Source organism: Pseudomonas sp. SMV7 (assembly GCF_052041995.1).
GTDB lineage: Bacteria > Pseudomonadota > Gammaproteobacteria > Pseudomonadales > Pseudomonadaceae > Aquipseudomonas.
The window spans coordinates 1-16,478 of sequence record NZ_JBKGGT010000001.1; the positions used below are offsets into that span (position 1 = coordinate 1).

Annotated in this window: 14 protein-coding genes; 9 read left to right on the forward strand and 5 right to left on the reverse strand. The window is 64.6% G+C overall.

Translation table 11 applies throughout. The annotated features are described in order from the left end of the window. Window positions 1–44: 44 nt before the first annotated feature. Window positions 45–1,235 (forward strand): 2-methylaconitate cis-trans isomerase PrpF, encoded by a 1,191-nt coding sequence (gene prpF / locus ACLEJP_RS00005; protein WP_440803368.1) that lies wholly within the window; start codon window positions 45–47, stop codon window positions 1,233–1,235. Between the two features lie 170 nt (window positions 1,236–1,405). After that, window positions 1,406–2,890, forward strand: a complete 1,485-nt coding sequence (prpD, locus tag ACLEJP_RS00010) for a 2-methylcitrate dehydratase (RefSeq protein ID WP_440803370.1) — start codon at window positions 1,406–1,408, stop codon at window positions 2,888–2,890. Window positions 2,891–3,025: 135 nt separating this feature from the next. Here prpD and acnB read toward each other — a convergent pair whose 3' ends face one another. Then, a complete protein-coding gene (acnB, locus tag ACLEJP_RS00015) occupies window positions 3,026–5,635 on the reverse strand; it encodes a bifunctional aconitate hydratase 2/2-methylisocitrate dehydratase (protein ID WP_440804426.1) in 2,610 nt (869 codons plus the stop codon). Between the two features lie 406 nt (window positions 5,636–6,041). On the opposite strand from acnB, the gene ACLEJP_RS00020 reads away from it, so the two are divergent. Beyond that, window positions 6,042–6,509, forward strand: coding sequence for a DUF1289 domain-containing protein (locus ACLEJP_RS00020; protein ID WP_440803372.1), 468 nt, complete (start codon window positions 6,042–6,044; stop codon window positions 6,507–6,509). Window positions 6,510–6,603: 94 nt separating this feature from the next. Here the strand turns inward: ACLEJP_RS00020 and queD are convergent, their stop codons facing one another. Both queD and ACLEJP_RS00030 read right to left on the reverse strand, forming a co-directional pair. Then, window positions 6,604–6,960: a 6-carboxytetrahydropterin synthase QueD gene (gene queD, locus ACLEJP_RS00025; protein WP_167069693.1), complete on the reverse strand. Its 357-nt coding sequence runs from the start codon at window positions 6,958–6,960 to the stop codon at window positions 6,604–6,606. A gap of 53 nt (window positions 6,961–7,013) precedes the next feature. After that, entirely contained in the window at window positions 7,014–8,093 is a 1,080-nt protein-coding gene (locus tag ACLEJP_RS00030; protein WP_440803374.1) for a patatin-like phospholipase family protein, read from the reverse strand. A 181-nt stretch (window positions 8,094–8,274) separates the two neighbouring features. Between ACLEJP_RS00030 and ACLEJP_RS00035 the strand changes: the two genes are divergently transcribed. The 5 genes from ACLEJP_RS00035 (at window position 8,275) to ACLEJP_RS00055 (ending at window position 12,351) form a co-directional block, all read left to right on the forward strand. Further along, a complete protein-coding gene (locus ACLEJP_RS00035; RefSeq protein ID WP_440803376.1) occupies window positions 8,275–8,583 on the forward strand; it encodes a PepSY domain-containing protein in 309 nt (102 codons plus the stop codon). Next, window positions 8,583–8,897 (forward strand): PepSY domain-containing protein, encoded by a 315-nt coding sequence (locus ACLEJP_RS00040; protein ID WP_440803378.1) that lies wholly within the window; start codon window positions 8,583–8,585, stop codon window positions 8,895–8,897. Before ACLEJP_RS00035 ends, ACLEJP_RS00040 begins: the two co-directional genes overlap by 1 nt. Further along, window positions 8,898–9,566, forward strand: a complete 669-nt coding sequence (locus ACLEJP_RS00045; protein WP_440803380.1) for a response regulator transcription factor — start codon at window positions 8,898–8,900, stop codon at window positions 9,564–9,566. After that, window positions 9,563–10,882, forward strand: a complete 1,320-nt coding sequence (locus ACLEJP_RS00050) for an ATP-binding protein (RefSeq protein WP_440803382.1) — start codon at window positions 9,563–9,565, stop codon at window positions 10,880–10,882. The genes ACLEJP_RS00045 and ACLEJP_RS00050 overlap by 4 nt, the downstream gene beginning before the upstream one ends. 314 nt (window positions 10,883–11,196) lie before the next feature. Further along, the gene (locus ACLEJP_RS00055) at window positions 11,197–12,351 is read left to right on the forward strand and encodes an HPP family protein (protein WP_440803384.1); all 1,155 of its coding nucleotides are present in this window, start codon (window positions 11,197–11,199) and stop codon (window positions 12,349–12,351) included. Here the strand turns inward: ACLEJP_RS00055 and ACLEJP_RS00060 are convergent. Continuing rightward, window positions 12,325–13,191 carry a LysR family transcriptional regulator gene (locus tag ACLEJP_RS00060; protein ID WP_440803386.1) on the reverse strand — a complete coding sequence of 289 codons (867 nt, stop codon included), beginning with the start codon at window positions 13,189–13,191 and terminating at the stop codon, window positions 12,325–12,327. The two genes, ACLEJP_RS00055 and ACLEJP_RS00060, sit on opposite strands and share 27 nt — an antisense overlap. A 179-nt stretch (window positions 13,192–13,370) precedes the next feature. Here ACLEJP_RS00060 and ACLEJP_RS00065 point away from each other — a divergent pair, with 179 nt between their 5' ends. Next, window positions 13,371–15,260: a propionyl-CoA synthetase gene (locus ACLEJP_RS00065; RefSeq protein WP_440803388.1), complete on the forward strand. Its 1,890-nt coding sequence runs from the start codon at window positions 13,371–13,373 to the stop codon at window positions 15,258–15,260. Between the two features lie 49 nt (window positions 15,261–15,309). Here ACLEJP_RS00065 and zapE read toward each other — a convergent pair whose 3' ends face one another. Further along, a complete protein-coding gene (zapE, locus tag ACLEJP_RS00070; protein ID WP_440803390.1) occupies window positions 15,310–16,392 on the reverse strand; it encodes a cell division protein ZapE in 1,083 nt (360 codons plus the stop codon). Window positions 16,393–16,478: the final 86 nt, after the last annotated feature.

Sequence of the window (16,478 nt, forward strand, 5' to 3'; positions counted from 1 at the left end):
GGCGGCCCCAGGGTAATTTGCATTTCAGACGGGATAGCACATCAATGGCTCATGTACCGCAAGTAAGAATCCCCGCCACCTACCTCCGTGGCGGCACCAGCAAAGGCGTGTTCTTCCGCCTGCAGGACCTGCCCGAGCGGGCGCAAATCCCCGGGCCGGTTCGCGATGCCCTGCTGCTGCGGGTGATCGGCAGCCCCGACCCCTATGGCAAGCAGATCGACGGCATGGGCGGCGCCACCTCGAGCACCAGCAAGACCGTGATCCTGTCGCAGAGCATCAAGCCCGATCACGATGTCGACTACCTGTTCGGCCAGGTCAGCATCGACAAGGCCTTCGTCGACTGGAGCGGTAACTGTGGCAACCTCTCTGCCGCAGTCGGTTCGTTCGCCATCAGCAGCGGCCTGGTCGACCCCTCACGCATCCCGCGCAATGGCATCGCCACCGTTCGCATCTGGCAGGCCAATATCGGCAAGACCATCATCGCCCACGTGCCGATCAGCGAGGGTGAAGTGCAGGAAACCGGCGACTTCGAGCTGGACGGGGTGACCTTCCCGGCCGCCGAGGTGCAACTGGAGTTCCTCGACCCGGCGGCCGACGAAGACGGCGACGGTGGGGCGATGTTCCCCACCGGTAACCTGGTCGATGACCTCGTGGTGCCGGGGGTGGGTACCTTCAAGGCGACCCTAATCAATGCCGGCATCCCGACCATATTCCTCAATGCGGCAGACATCGGCTACACCGGCACCGAACTGCAGGATGCCATCAACGCTGACCCGCAGGCGCTGCTGCGTTTCGAGACGATCCGCGCGCATGGCGCCGTGCGCATGGGCCTGATCGACAACGTTGACCAGGCTGCCGGGCGTCAGCACACGCCGAAAGTAGCTTTCGTCGCGCCACCGAGCACCTACACTGCGTCCAGTGGCAAGGCTGTGCAAGCGGGTGATATCGATCTGCTGGTACGGGCCCTGTCCATGGGCAAGCTGCACCACGCCATGATGGGTACGGCCGCAGTGGCGATCGGCACTGCGGCGGCCATTCCGGGGACGCTGGTGAACCTCGCCGCAGGCGGGGGCGAGCTTGGCGCCGTGCGTTTCGGCCACCCCTCGGGCACCCTGCGGGTGGGGGCCGAGGCGCGCCAGGCGAAGGGTGAATGGACAGTGACCAAGGCAATCATGAGTCGCAGTGCCCGGGTGCTGATGGAGGGCTGGGTTCGCGTACCTGGCGATAGCTTCTAACGCACCACCGGCGCTCGGCTTTAGTTCGTTGGGGCCGCTTTGCGCCCCTTCGCGGGCTTGCCCGCTCCCACAGGTAATCGCAGGCTCCGAAGGCTGTGGTGTACCTGTGGGAGCGGGCGAGCCCGCGAAGGTCTGCAACGCAGCCCCGGCAATTCTTAAGGGAGCTGCATATGAGCGCCAACGTAGACCTCAACGCCCGCCCGGACTACGACCGGGTGCTGCAAACCCTCGCCGACTATGCCCTCACGTACCGGGTCGACTCCGCCGAAGCCCTGGACACCGCCCGCAACTGCCTGATGGACACCCTCGGCTGCGGCCTGCTGGCCTTGCGCTTTCCCGAATGCACCAAGCTCCTCGGCCCCCAGGTAGAAGGCACCGTGGTGCCCAACGGCGCGCGCGTCCCAGGTACCAGCTACCGCCTCGACCCGGTCAAGGCGGCCTGGGACATTGGCTGCACGGTGCGCTGGCTGGACTATAACGACACCTGGCTGGCCGCCGAATGGGCACACCCCTCGGATAACCTGGGGGGCATCCTGGCGGTTGCCGATCACCTGTCGCAAAAGCGCGTGGCCGCAGGTGAAGCACCGCTGCTGATGCGCGATGTGCTCGAAGCCATGGTCATGGCTCACGAGATCCAAGGCGTGCTGGCGCTGGAAAACGCCTTCAACCGCGTAGGCCTCGACCACGTGATACTGGTCAAGGTGGCCTCCACCGCCGTGTGCGCCAGGCTGATGGGGGCCAACCTTGAGCAGATGCTGAGCGCCTTGTCCCACGCCTTCGTCGATGGCCAGGCGCTGCGTACCTACCGCCATGCGCCCAACGCCGGTTCGCGCAAGTCGTGGGCCGCTGGCGATGCTTCCAGCCGCGGCGTGCGCCTGGCTGATATCGCCCTGCGCGGCGAGATGGGCGTGCCGGGTGTGCTCACGGCGCCGCAGTGGGGCTTTTACGATGTGCTGTTCAGCCACACCAACAAGGACCTGGCACTCAAGCCTTCCGAGCAGCAAGCGCTGCGGGTGCCGCAAGCCTTGGGTAGCTACGTGATGGAAAACGTGCTGTTCAAGGTGAGTTTCCCGGCCGAGTTCCACGCCCAGACCGCCTGCGAGGCGGCGGTAACCCTGCATCCACTGGTGCGTAACCGCCTGCACGAAATCGACCGTATCGTCATCACCACCCAGGAGTCGGCGATCCGCATCATTTCCAAGAGCGGCCCGCTGGCCAATGCCGCCGACCGCGACCACTGCCTGCAGTACATGGTGGCGGTGCCGCTGATTTTCGGTCATCTGGTGGCCGAGCACTATGAAGACGCCTTCCATGCCAACCACCCAAGCATCGACCGCCTGCGCGAGAAGATGGAGGTGGTGGAAGACCCGCGCTTCAGCCGCGAATACCTGGAACCGGACAAGCGCTCGATTGCCAACGCGCTACAAGTGTTCTTCAAGGATGGCAGCAGTACCGAGCAGGTGGTGGTGGAATACCCGATTGGGCATCGCCGGCGGCGAGGGGAGGGCATACCTTTGCTGGAGGCCAAGTTCAGGGACAACCTGGCGACGCGCTTTGCGCGGCAGCGGTGTGGGGAAATTCTTGAGGTGTGCAAGAACCAGCAGAAGCTGGAGGGGATGGCGGTGCACAGGTTTGTGGATCTGTTTGTGATCTGAATCGGCCTGTTCCGGCCTCTTCGCGGGCTTGCCCGCGAAGAGGCCGGTAAAACCGACACAACCCTCACAAAAAAGCCCCGGCATCTCTGCCGGGGCTTCTTCTTGTAGCTTGCAGCTTACAACTTGCCGTTCAGCTTACGCCTGGACCACTGGGATCTTTGCGTTGGCTGCCGCTTCGCGGAACTCGGCGATCTGGTCGAAGCTCAAGTAGCGGTAGACGTCGGCAGCCATGCTGTCGATGTCTTTCGCGTACTGCATGTACTCTTCGACGGTCGGCAGCTTGCCGATGATCGAAGCGACAGCAGCCAGCTCGGCCGATGCCAGGTACACGTTGGTGGCGTCGCCCAGACGGTTCGGGAAGTTACGGGTCGAAGTGGATACCACGGTCGAACCGGTCTGCACACGTGCCTGGTTACCCATGCACAGCGAGCAGCCTGGCATTTCCATGCGCGCACCGGCCTTGCCGTAGATGCCGTAGTAGCCTTCTTCGGTCAGCTGGTGAGCGTCCATCTTGGTTGGCGGAGCCAGCCACAGACGGGTAGGGATACCGCCCTTGACCTTGTCCAGCAGCTTGCCGGCGGCGCGGAAGTGACCGATGTTGGTCATGCACGAACCGATGAACACTTCGTCGATCTTCTCGCCCTGTACCGAGGACAGCAGGCGGGCATCGTCCGGGTCGTTCGGCGCGCAGAGCACAGGCTCCTTGACGTCGGCCAGGTCGATTTCGATGATTTCAGCGTATTCGGCATCGGCGTCGGCCGACAGCAGCTCAGGCTTGGCCAGCCAGGCTTCCATGGCCTGGGCGCGGCGCTCCAGGGTGCGGGCATCGCCGTAGCCTTCGCCGATCATCCAGCGCAGCAGGGTGATGTTCGACTGCAGGTACTCGGCGATGGCCTTTTCCGGCAGCTTGATGGTGCAACCGGCAGCGGAACGCTCGGCCGAGGCGTCGGACAGCTCGAAGGCTTGCTCGACGGTCAGGTCGTTCAGGCCTTCGATCTCGAGGATGCGGCCGGAGAAGATGTTCTTCTTGCCTTTCTTCTCGACGGTCAGCAGGCCCTTCTGGATGGCGTAGTAAGGGATGGCATGGACCAGGTCACGCAGGGTGATGCCTGGCTGCAGTTTGCCCTTGAAGCGCACCAGTACCGATTCCGGCATGTCCAGCGGCATGACACCGGTGGCAGCAGCGAAGGCTACCAGGCCGGAACCGGCCGGGAACGAAATGCCGATCGGGAAGCGGGTGTGCGAGTCGCCACCGGTACCCACGGTGTCGGGCATCAGCATGCGGTTCAGCCAGCTGTGGATGATGCCGTCGCCCGGGCGCAGCGACACGCCGCCACGGGTGCGGATGAAGTCTGGCAGGGTGTGGTGGGTGGTCACGTCGATCGGCTTCGGATAAGCCGCGGTGTGGCAGAACGACTGCATTACCAGGTCAGCGGAGAAGCCCAGGCACGCCAGGTCCTTCAGCTCGTCGCGGGTCATCGGGCCAGTGGTGTCCTGGGAACCGACGGTGGTCATCTTCGGCTCGCAGTAGGTACCTGGGCGCACGCCCTTGCCTTCCGGCAGGCCGCAGGCACGGCCGACCATCTTCTGCGCCAGGGTGAAGCCTTTGCCCGAATCGGCAGGCTGCTCCGGCTTCTTGAACAGGTCGGAAGCACCCAGGCCCAGTTCGGCGCGGGCCTTCTCGGTCAGGCCGCGGCCGACGATCAGCGGGATACGGCCGCCAGCGCGGACTTCATCCAGCAGCACTTCGGTCTTCAGCTGGAAGGTGGTGACCAGTTCGTCGCTGCCGTGACGGCGCACTTCGCCCTTGAACGGGTAAACGTCGATGACGTCGCCCATGGCCAGGTTGGTGCAGTCGAATTCGATCGGCAGGGCGCCGGCGTCTTCCATGGTGTTGTAGAAGATCGGGGCGATCTTGGTGCCGAAGCAGAAGCCACCGGCACGCTTGTTCGGTACGTACGGGATGTCGTCGCCGAAGAACCACAGTACCGAGTTGGTAGCCGATTTACGCGAGGAACCGGTACCGACCACGTCACCGACGTAGGCCACCGGGAAGCCCTTGGCCTTGACCGCTTCGATCTGGGCCAGCGGGCCGACCGAACCAGGCTGCTGCGGCTCGATGCCGTCGCGGGCCATTTTCAGCATGGCCAGGGCGTGCAGCGGGATGTCAGGGCGCGACCAGGCGTCCGGGGCAGGCGACAGGTCGTCGGTGTTGGTTTCGCCAGGCACCTTGAACACGGTCAGGGTGTACTTGTCGGCGATCGCCGGACGCGAGGTGAACCACTCGCCGGCAGCCCAGGATTCCAGCACGGCCTTGGCGTGAACGTTGCCGGCCTTGGCCTTTTCGGCCACGTCGTGGAAAGCGTCGAACATCAGCAGGGTGTGCTTGAGCTGTTCGCCCGCGACGGCGCCCAGTTCGGCGTCATCCAGCAGCGCAACCAGCGTTTCGATGTTGTAGCCGCCCTGCATGGTGCCCAGCAGTTCGGTGGCGTGCTTGCGGTCGATCAGTGGCGACTTGGCTTCGCCCTTGGCGATGGCGGACAGGAAAGCGGCCTTGACGTAGGCGGCTTCGTCGACCCCTGGTGGTACGCGGTGGGTGATCAGGTCTACGAGGAAGGCTTCTTCGCCGGCCGGCGGGTTTTTCAGCAGCTCGACCAGGCCTGCAGTTTGTTCGGCGTTCAGCGGCTGGGGCACGATGCCCAGGGCGGCACGCTCTTCGATGTGTTTGCGGTAGGCTTCAAGCACAGTTATTTCCCTCATCAGTGGTCCCTAAAGGGGGTCCGGGACGCTCATCCAGCATTCAATGCACCCATGCGCTGCCACGGCTTTGTGGGCCGCCCAGCCAGAGTCGCAAGGAATCCTTACAGAAGCTGCTTTCAAAGTTTTACGCCTGCAGAACGGAAAGCTGATGAGGGCTGGCACGGGCATGCGAGGGATGCATGGCCCGGGCCAACGCCGTTCTACCGGATGAACTGTGCTCGTGACGCTTTGAAAACAGCTTCCAACGGACATTGTTGCCTTTGAAAAGGCCGGATGATTCTACGGCAAAAAAAGCCCGAAGGTAAGGCGGCGAAGATGACTTTAACGAGTGACCCTGGTTAGACAAAGGGCTAACATGGGCTCGTGTTCCACCGCCAAGCTGTTGTTTTTCATGTCCAACAAGTCCATCAAGACCCCTTGCGTCGGCCTCTGCTCCACGGTCTATGGAGACACGGTGTGCCGTGGCTGCAAGCGGTTTCACCACGAAGTGATCCACTGGAATGGCTACGACGATGCGCAAAAGCGCGCCGTGTGGCTGCGCCTGGAGCAGTTGCTGGTGCAGGTGATGATGGCCAAGCTGGAAGTGTTCGACAAAGGGCTGCTGCGCCAGCAGCTGGAGCAGCGCTCCATCCGTTTTGTCGAACAGCAATCGGAATATTGCTGGGCGTACCAGCTGATCGCCCGCGGCGCACGGATGATCCGTGACCTGGAAGCCTACGGCATGGTCCTGCTGCCGGAATTCCGCGACTGGGAGCTGCCGCAGTTGCGCGACGCCATCGACCGCGAGTTCTTCCTGTTGTCGGAAGCCCATTACCAGCGCTACATCGCGCCGGCGTTCCTGAACAGCACGCTGGAATAGTGGTTTCCAGCGGTCGGCCCGGCCAGCGCCAGGCCGCTATCCATTCAGCCCGTTTGCGGGCGTAGCGTCAGCGCCGGAGCCAGCCCTGGCTGCATCAGTCGCCGGTGTACTCGCAGCCGCTGGTGCAGGTTTCGTGGATGCGCACCTTGGACAGTTCCGGCATCAGCGGCTTGACCTGCTCCCAGATCCACTTGGCGATCACTTCGCTGGTGGGGTTTTCCAGGCCGGGGATGTCGTTCAAGTAGTTGTGGTCCAGCTGCTCGTAGATCGGCTTGAAGATCGCCTTCACCTCGGCAAAATCACGGATCCAGCCGGTATGCGGGTCGAGCGGGCCGGTGAGGTGCAGGCCGACCTTGAACGAGTGGCCGTGCAGGCGGCCGCATTTGTGCCCGGCCGGGACATTGGGCAGGCGGTGGGCCGATTCGAATGTGAATTCCTTGAAAATTTCCACGCTGTCGTAACTCTTTGTGAATCAACAATGCGCGCAGTCTACCAGCATGGCCGCTACAAGGCTTGCAGGCGTTCGTGCAACCGCCCGGTGGCGATCAGCTCCAGCAGCTCGTCGCCCAGGCGCTGGCTTTCGGCAATGGCTTTGTACCAGTAACGCTTGCGGCTTGGGGCGTCGCCCATGAAACGCTTGAAGTCGTTACGGTCGGGCAGCTTGCCATAGGGCAGGGCGGCCAGGTATTGCGGCGACGGTGTCAGCAGCAGCACGTTCTGCAGGCGCGTGGCGTCGCCCTTGCGCCACGGCAGGGCCTTGTCGAACCAGCCGGGTACCACCTTGTCGGTGAAGTGCGGGTACAGCACCAGGTCGTCGCCGCGGTAGGGCAGGTCGAGGTGGTAGTCGAGCAGGCCGCCGTCGCGGTAGGTGCCCGCGCCCGCGCCAGGAATGTCCCGGACGCCTTGCATGACCAGCGGAATCGAGCCTGAGGCGAGCAGGGCCTGGCGCAGGTTGGCCAGCTCCAGCGGCAGGCAGCGCGAGGGGAAATCGGTGAGTGCCTCGAGCGGCGGGGTAGCGCGGCCGTCGTGCAGGATGATGCGCTCGAAGTGGCGGGCCAGCCGCGCCCGGCCAAGCAGGTTGCTGGCCACCACCGAGCCCAGGCCAAGGCCCAGGCGGCCGCGGTGGTCATGGGCGAGGTGGCCATGGCTCTTCACCACCAGGATGTTCAGGCGATAGTTCGGGTTGGCCAGCAACTCACCGTCGCGACCTTGCAGCAGATCATCGAGCATGCGCTGGCAGCTGCGGCTGATCTCGGCGGGTGTGACGCCCTTGGCAAAATCCTGCTCGGTGTACAGTTCGCCCAGGCGCCGGATACCCGCGACCGGGTCGTCGAGGCAGGCACTGGCAAAGCGCCAGGCGCCGATCGAGGCGCCAATGAGGGCTCGCTGGCGTGGTGCCGACGGCAGCCATTCACCGAACAGTGCCAGGTCCAGGCCCTGGATACCCAACGGCTTCGGCCCGCCCGCGGCACCCGGCAGCACGCCCACGTCGAGCGCCTGCAGGCCGCGTTCGCGGATCTGCCGCAGGGCACGCTGGCCGGCCTTGAAGGTGAGGGCTGGGTATTTGACGTGGATGGCGCTCATGGCAGGTCTCTTCGGCGGTAAGCGGGCATTATAGGGATGGCACCGGGATCTGGGCGCGGACAAGCCCGTTGCCGCCTTGACCTGCGCTATCATGCCGCCAGTTGTTTTCAGGTTGAATTAAGGACCGGTGGTTAATCTTAACCCCGTAGACAACTTGTACAGTTCTCAGGAGAGAAGAACGATGAAAACCTTGACTGCCCTGTTCACCGCCGCCGCCCTTGCCGTGGGCGCCAACGCCGCCTTTGCCAAGGACGTGCAGCCCGACGAAGTGGTCAAACTGGTCAATGCCAAGACCATCAAGTCGCTGGATGAGCTCAAGGCCGCCGCCGTGGCCAAGCACCCCGGCGCCACCGTTACCGACTCGGAGCTGGAAGACGAATACGGCCGCTACATCTACAAGGTCGAGCTGCGTGATACGCAGAATGTCGAGTGGGACGTCGACCTGGATGCCAAGACCGGAGAAGTTCTGAAGGACGAGCGGGACAACTGATGATCCACCTACCGCGGTCGGCACGCTACCTTGCGCTGACGCTGCTGGCCGCATGCTCGCTGGCCATGGCCCGCGACCTTGACCAGGATGAAGCCCTGGAGCTGCGCCAGAAAGGCATCATCCTGCCACTCGAGCACCTGCTGGAAGCCGCCCTGGGGCGTCACCCCGGGGCGCGCCTGCTGGAGGCCGAGCTGGAAGAAGATGATGATCGCTACGAATACGAGGTCGAGTTGCTGACGGCCGAAGGTGTGGTACGCGAGATCAAGCTCGATGCCAGCACCGGTGCCCTGCTCAAGGACGAGGAAGACGACTGAATGCGCCTGTTGCTAGTCGAAGATAATGTCCCGCTCGCCGATGAACTGACCGGCGGCCTGCAACGCCAGGGCTATGCTGTCGATTGGCTGGCCGATGGCCGTGACGCCGTGTACCAGGGCCAGAGCGAACCTTACGACCTGATCATCCTCGACCTTGGCTTGCCAGGCTTGCCGGGCCTCGAGGTGTTGGCCCAATGGCGCGCCGCCGGCCTGGCCACGCCGGTGCTGATCCTCACCGCGCGCGGCTCGTGGGCCGAGCGTATCGAAGGGTTGAAGGCCGGGGCTGACGATTACCTGAGCAAGCCCTTCCACCCTGAAGAACTGCAACTGCGCATTCAGGCACTGCTGCGTCGTGCCCGTGGGCTGGCCAACCAGCCGACGCTGGAAGCGGCCGGCCTGCAGCTGGATGAAAGCCGCCAGTGCGTGATCCGGGATGGCGTGGATATCCAGCTGACCGCCGCCGAGTTCCGCCTGTTGCGCTACTTCATGCTGCATCCGCAGCAGATCCTGTCCAAGAGCCATCTGGCCGAACACCTTTACGACGGTGAGACCGAGCGCGATTCCAACGTGCTGGAAGTGCACGTCAACCATTTGCGGCGCAAGCTGGGCCGCAGTGTCATCGAGACCCGCCGCGGGCAAGGTTACATCTATGCCGGGAGCGCGGCGTGAAGTCGATCCAGGCGCGCCTGAGCCTGGGCCTGGTGGCGGTACTGGTGGTGGTCGGCCTGGTGCTGGCGCAACTGACCTTGTGGCTATTCGAGGCCGGCCTGCAGCGCTACCTGGAAAATGGCCTGCGCAAGGAGAGCGAAAACCTGTTGATGGCGCTGGTGCGCGGGCCTTCGGGCCTGCAGCTGGATGAGCGGCGTATCTCGGCGGCTTACCAGCGGCCATTTTCCGGCTATTACTTCCGCATCGATTTCGATAAAGGCACCTGGCGTTCTCGCTCGCTGTGGGACCTGGACATGCCCAAGCCTGCCGCTCCGGGGCTTTCCGACAGCCACGCGCTGGGGCCCGAAGGCCAGCAATTGCTGGCCTTGCGCGCCGACTACCGGCGCCTGGGCCAGGACATCTCGATCAGCGTGGCGCAGGACTATTCGCCAGTCCGCGAAGGGTTCCGGCGCATGCAGCAGATCGGCCTGGGCATGGGCCTGGTGGCACTGATCCTGGTACTGGTGTTGCAGCGCATCACCGTGACCCGCTCGCTAAGGCCGCTGGAGCGTGCGCGCCAGCAGATTGCCCAGTTGCAGCAGGGCCAGCGCTCACAGCTGGACGCCCAGGTGCCCAGCGAACTGGCGCCGCTGGTGGGGCAGATCAACCATTTGTTGACGCATACCGAAGACAGCCTGCGCCGTTCGCGCAATGCCCTGGGCAACCTTGGCCATGCGCTGAAGACACCGCTGGCGGTGCTGCTGAGCCTGGCTTCCAGCGAGCGCCTGAACGACTTGCCCGAGGTCCGTGCGCAGATGCGCGAGCAACTGGAGCAGATCCAGCAACGCTTGGCGCGCGAGCTGAACCGGGCGCGGCTGGCGGGTGACGCGCTGCCAGGTGCGCAGTTCGATTGTGGCGCCGAATTGCCGGGGCTGCTGGGGACGCTGGGCATGATCCATGGCGAGGGCTTGTTGCTGGCCAGCGACGTGCCGCCCGGGCTTTTGCTGCCATGGGACCGCGAGGATGTCCTCGAATTGCTCGGCAACCTGCTCGACAATGCCTGCAAGTGGGCCGACAGCGAGGTGCGCCTGGGCATCGCGGCGCATGCCGAGGGCTACCGGCTGTGGGTCGATGACGATGGCCCGGGCATCCCCGAGGCGCAGCGGCAGCAAGTGCTGGAACGCGGTTCGCGGCTGGACGAGCAGGTTGACGGGCATGGCCTGGGGTTGGGCATCGTGCGCGATATCATCGAAGCCTGGGGCGGGCGCCTGGCGTTGCTGGAGAGCCCGTTGGGTGGGCTGCGGGTCAGCATCGACCTGCCGCGCAAGCCTCGATAATGCCGGCGCCGCTTGCCGGCCAACAGGTAAAGCGCTGGCTTCGGATCGACGCGAAACGTGCAGGAGCGGCTTCAGCCGCGATCACCGGCAAAGCCGGTGCCATCCGCCGTGTCGCCTGCATCGCGGATAAAATCCGCGCCTACAGTCCGAATCGATGGGCTGTGATATCACCAATGCAAAAAAAATGCAGTACAGCCGCATTTTTTTGAATTAGCCCTACCTCAACCTGCTCGGCAAAATCCCCTGCACGAAATCCGGCCTTCAGTACCGGGCTTTCTCTCCTGCCAGAAAAACCAAAGATCCTGATTATCCAAATGTCTGCCTCGCGTTCCGAAAATCGTCTGCAGCGGCTGTTGCCTGCACCGCTGAACATACCCCCCAGAGAATGGTTGCGTGCCGCTATCGGTGCATTGCTCGGCCTGTTCCTCGCCGGCTGGCTGACCAGCATGGCCTTTGGCCCCGGCATCGCCTTGCACCTGCTCGGCCCGTTGGCGGCTTCGGCGGTGCTGGTGTTCGCCGTGCATTCCGGCCCGTTGGCCCAGCCCTGGCCGGTGCTGGGCAGCTACGCCGTCGCCGGCGTGGTCGGCCTGGCCATGCGCCAGGGCTTCGGCACGGAGTTGTGGGTGGCCGCCACAGCCTTGGCTATCTCGCTCCTGGTGATGTGCCTGCTGCGCTGCCTGCACCCACCGGGTGGCGGCGTGGCGGTGAGCGCGGTGCTGGCCGACTCGGGGCTGAGCGCCATGGGCGATCGGCTGTTGGAGCCGGTAGTGCTCAATGCGCTCATCCTGGTGGCGGTGGCGATCATCTACAACCGCCTGACGGGCGTGCGCTACCCGAAAGGCGCTGCACCACGCAAGGACCTGCACCATACCCATGACCCGCTGCCCAGCGAGCGGGTCGGCATCCGTGGTGAAGACCTGGACCAGGCGCTGGATGAACTGGGCGAGTTCGTCGATGTCACCCGTGACGAGCTGGAACGCATCATCCTGGCCACCGAACAGCACGCCCTGCAACGCAGCCTCGGCGGTATCACTGCAGCCTCGGTCATGTCCCGCGATGTTCAGTTCGCCTCGCCCGACACCACCCTGGAGCAGGCCTGGCGGATGCTGGCCAGCCATCACCTGAAAACCCTGCCGGTGCTGCAGCACGGCAAGCTGGTGGGTATCGTCAGCCTCAGCGACCTGGTCGGCCCGGCCATGCTGCGTGGCCGTTTCAGTTGGCGCGGCTTGTTCGGCCGCAAGGCCGTGCGCGTGGAACAGATAATGAGCCGTCGGGTCGTCAGCGTCAGCAGCCAGCATCCGCTGGAGCGATTGCTGCCGTTGTTGTGCGAGCAGGGCCTGCATTGCCTGCCGGTGGTCGATGACGAGCAGTTGGTGGGGGTGATCACCCAGACCGACCTGATCGCCGGCCTCAAGCGCCAGTTGCTCAGCCGCACAGAGGGTTCAGGCCAGCGGATCCCAACGTTGTGACCAGTCGCTGCTGCCGGCGGCTATCAGCTGGCGGAGGATGGCAAAGGCTTGTTGCAGGGCGTCGCTGTCGCGTTTGCGCGGGTACACCAGAAAGGTTGGGTAGGTGAACTCCGGCGCCTGCGGTACCCGCTCGAACACACCGCTGTCCAGGTAGGCTTGCACCACCCGCGTGCGGAAGTAACCACTGCCGCCCTGGTCGAGAATGAACTGCAAGGCCAGCGGGCCCAGGTTGAAACTCAGCGCCGGGCGCGCGCAGTCGGGCAGGGCGGCATCGTGCTGGCGGCGGAAGGCCTCGCCCCAGTCGATGTAGATGTACGGCTCTGGCCGGTCGACCCGGCGCACGCGAATCAGCTTTTCTTCCATCAGCTGCTCCACCTGCAGGCCCGGGCCGTAGCTCGGCTGATAGACCAGCGCGGCATCCAGCAGGCCCATCTCGACCTTGCGCAGCAGCGCGTCACCATCGCTCACCTCGCTACGGATGGCATGGCTGGGCAGCTCGCGGTGCAGGGCACTGACCCAGTCGAGGAGCATCGGGTTGCCCAGGCTGACCTCGCCGCCGACATGCAGCACTTGCTGGCAACCTTGCGGCAGGGGCAGGTCGCGGCGCGCGGCTTCCCAGGTCTGTACCAGCTGGTTGGCATAACTGACGAACGCCTCGCCGTCACTGGTCAGGCTGGCGCCGCTACGGCTGCGCACGAACAGTTGGCAACCCAGTTGCTGCTCCAGGCGCTGCACCCGCGCGGTAATCGCCGTCTGCGACACGAACAGGCGCTCGGCGGCGGCCACCAGGCTGCCGCAGCGCACGATTTCCAGAAAGGTCCGGGCCTGGTCGATATCCATGAGCTGCTCGCGGGTAGAAGGGTGGCCTATTCTAGAGGCTTTGCACCGTCATGGGGCGCTTTTGCGTTGTCTGCAAATTTGCAGGTCGGTTGTGACTTTAGTCCCGTGGCGGTGGCGGTGTAGCGGTCCATACTCAGGTTTCGCCCTTCAATAACAACAAATACCGGGTTTCCCTCGATATGAGCTACCAGCACAGCTACGCCCACTCCATTACCGACCCTGCCGCATTCTGGGCGGAACAGGCCGCGCACCTGGCCTGGCACCGCAAGCCTGCCCTGACCTTGCAGGACAACGCCGACGGTACCCACCGCTGGTTCGCCGATGGCCGCCTGAACAGCTGCTACCTGGCCCTCGATCACCAGATCGAGCAGGGCCGTGGCGATCAGCTGGCGCTGATCTACGATTCGCCGGTAACCGGCGTGCAGCAGGCATATACCTACCATCAGTTGCGTGACGAGGTGGCACGCCTGGCCGGTTTGCTGCGCCAGCTGGGGGTGAACAAGGGCGACGGGGTGATCATCTACATGCCGATGGTGCCGCAGGCGGCCATGGCCATGCTGGCCTGTGCGCGGATCGGTGCGGTGCACTCGGTGGTGTTCGGTGGCTTTGCCGCCAACGAACTGGCCGTGCGCATCGACGATGCCCGGCCAACGTTGCTGCTGACGGCATCCTGCGGGCTGGAGTTCGACCGGGTGATCGCCTACAAGCCGCTGGTCGACCGCGCCCTGCAGCTGGCCCGGCACCAGCCGCGCAACGTGCTGGTGCTGCAACGGCCGCAAGCCCACGCCGAACTGCAAGCGGGTCGTGACCTGGACTGGCAGGCGGCCTTGGCGAGCGCCGACCCGGTGCCGCCGGTCGAGCTGGAGGCGGGCGACCCGCTGTACATCATGTACACCTCGGGTACCACCGGCAAACCCAAAGGCATCGTGCGGGAAAACGGCGGCAACGCCGTGGCGCTGTGCTACGCCATGCGCCACATCTACGGCATGCAGGCGGGCGACGTGTGGTGGGGAATTTCCGATGTCGGCTGGGTGGTCGGCCATTCGCTGATCGTCTACGGGCCGCTGATGAGTGGTTGCACCACGGTGTTCTACGAAGGCAAGCCGATCCGTACCCCGGACGCTTCGGCCTACTGGCGGGTGGTGGAGCAATACCAGGTCAATGCGCTGTTCTGTGCGCCCACCGCCATGCGCGCCATCCGCAAGGAGGACCCGGACGGTGAGCTGATCCGCAAGCATGACCTGAGCTCGCTGCGCCAGTTGTTCCTGGCAGGTGAGAAACTCGATTCCAGCACCCACGAATGGCTGGAGCGGGTCACTGGCAAGCCGGTGCACGACCATTGGTGGCAGACCGAGACCGGCTGGCCGGTCACCGCACCCTGCGTCGGGCTGGCGGGCAGCGCGGCGAAGCCGGGGTCCAGCAACCGCGCGGTGCCGGGCTATCACGTGCAGGTGCTGGATGACGACGGCCATTTGCTGGGGCCGAACCACCAGGGCGCGATCGTCATTGCCCTGCCGCTGCCACCCGGGTGCAGCCAGACGCTGTGGGGCGATCACGAGCGTTACCTGCAGGCTTACCTGCGCACCTACCCGGGGTACTACCACACCGGTGATGGCGGGTACCTGGACGACGAAGGTTTCGTCTACATCATGGGGCGCACGGATGACGTGATCAACGTGTCCGGGCACCGCCTGTCCACCGGCGAGATGGAGGACCTGGTGGCGCGTCACCCGGCGGTGGCCGAGTGCGCGGTGATTGGCGTGCACGACGAGATCAAGGGGCAGGTGCCATTGGCCCTGGTGGTGCTCAAGGATGGTGAGGGCATTGCCGAGGCGCAGTTGCTGGTGGAACTGGTAGGCAGCGTGCGCGAAGAGATCGGCGCGCTGGCCTGCTTCAACCGGGTGCGGCTGGTGAAGCGGCTGCCCAAGACCCGCTCGGGGAAGATCCTGCGGGCCGTGCTGCGCAAGATTGCCGACGGGCAGGACTACGTGCCGCCTTCGACCCTGGATGACCCGGCGGTGCTGGGAGAAATCGAGGCGGTACTGGCGGACTTGCCCAGGGCCGGCTGAGCATGTGAGCTTGCGCGCCTGTTCGCGGGGGCGCCCGCGAACAGGCCTGTCAGGCCACCCGATCCTGGGGCCCAAGCTGACGCAACTGCCCCAGCCGGCTGCGCGTGCGCATCAAGTCGGCAAGCGGCCCGTCCAGGCTCTGTTCCAGCGGCCGTTTACCGAGCACTACCACCTCCCGGTCCTGGTCATACAGCACATCCACCAGGTTGACCAGGCGCTGCTGAGCCGCCAGCGAGCATTCCGTCAGATCGTCCAGCCCGTCGATGATCCACTCATCGTATCGCTCGGCCAGCACCAGGTAGTCGATGACCGCCGTGGCGTTCTCGCACAGGTCTGCAAAGGCAAACAACACCCGTCGGCCATCGCTGGCCAGCGCGCGCAACGGGCGCTTGTTCACTTCCAGCATTACCGGTTGCGGGTGCGGAACCCTGAGCGCCTGGCGTTGTGCCGCCGTGCCTGGCCAGGCATAACAACCACGAGTGAAGCGCTGGTGCTCGCGATTGGCTGGCAGGCTGCGGAAATCGGTGTCGCCACCCACCTCAAGGACTTCCATCGAGCTGTTGATCAGGTGGATCACCGGCAGGAAGCGCTCATGGTACAACGGGTTGGGCAGCAGCCCTGCGGGCGCATAATTGGACGTTACCAGCAACCACACCCCGCGGCTGAACAGGGCGTTGAACAGGCGCGTTAGCAACATGGCATCGCCAATGTCGTGGACGTGGAATTCGTCGAAGCACAGCACCCGGCAGCCGCCCAGCAGTTCGTCGAGAGTCGCGCCCAGTGCATCATCCAGCGCGCGGTGGCGGTGCATGCCCTGGTGCAGGCGGGCAAAGAAGTCATGAAAATGCAGGCGCTGCTTGGCCGTTATCGGCACGGCCTGGAAGAAACCATCGAGCAGCCAGCTCTTGCCGCGCCCCACCGGCCCGTACAGGTACAGGCTGCGCGCTTGGCCGTGTTCGAGCTGTGCCAGTTGCCGGGCCATGCATTGGATCACCCGGCGTTGGCCGTCGCTGAGCTGATAACCGCGGCTGCGTGCCTTTTCTTCGAACCAGCCGAGCAGTTCGCTTGGCCGGGCGCTGCCACGCAGGCGCTGACCGAGCTGGCGTAGCGGGGTAGGGATCCAGGCAGGCAAAGCAATGCTCCTCGGGCGACGGCGGGGTAGCGTGCAGCTTGCCCGAGGGCGGCCAATTTGACTAATACAGAAGGTGCCCGGCAATG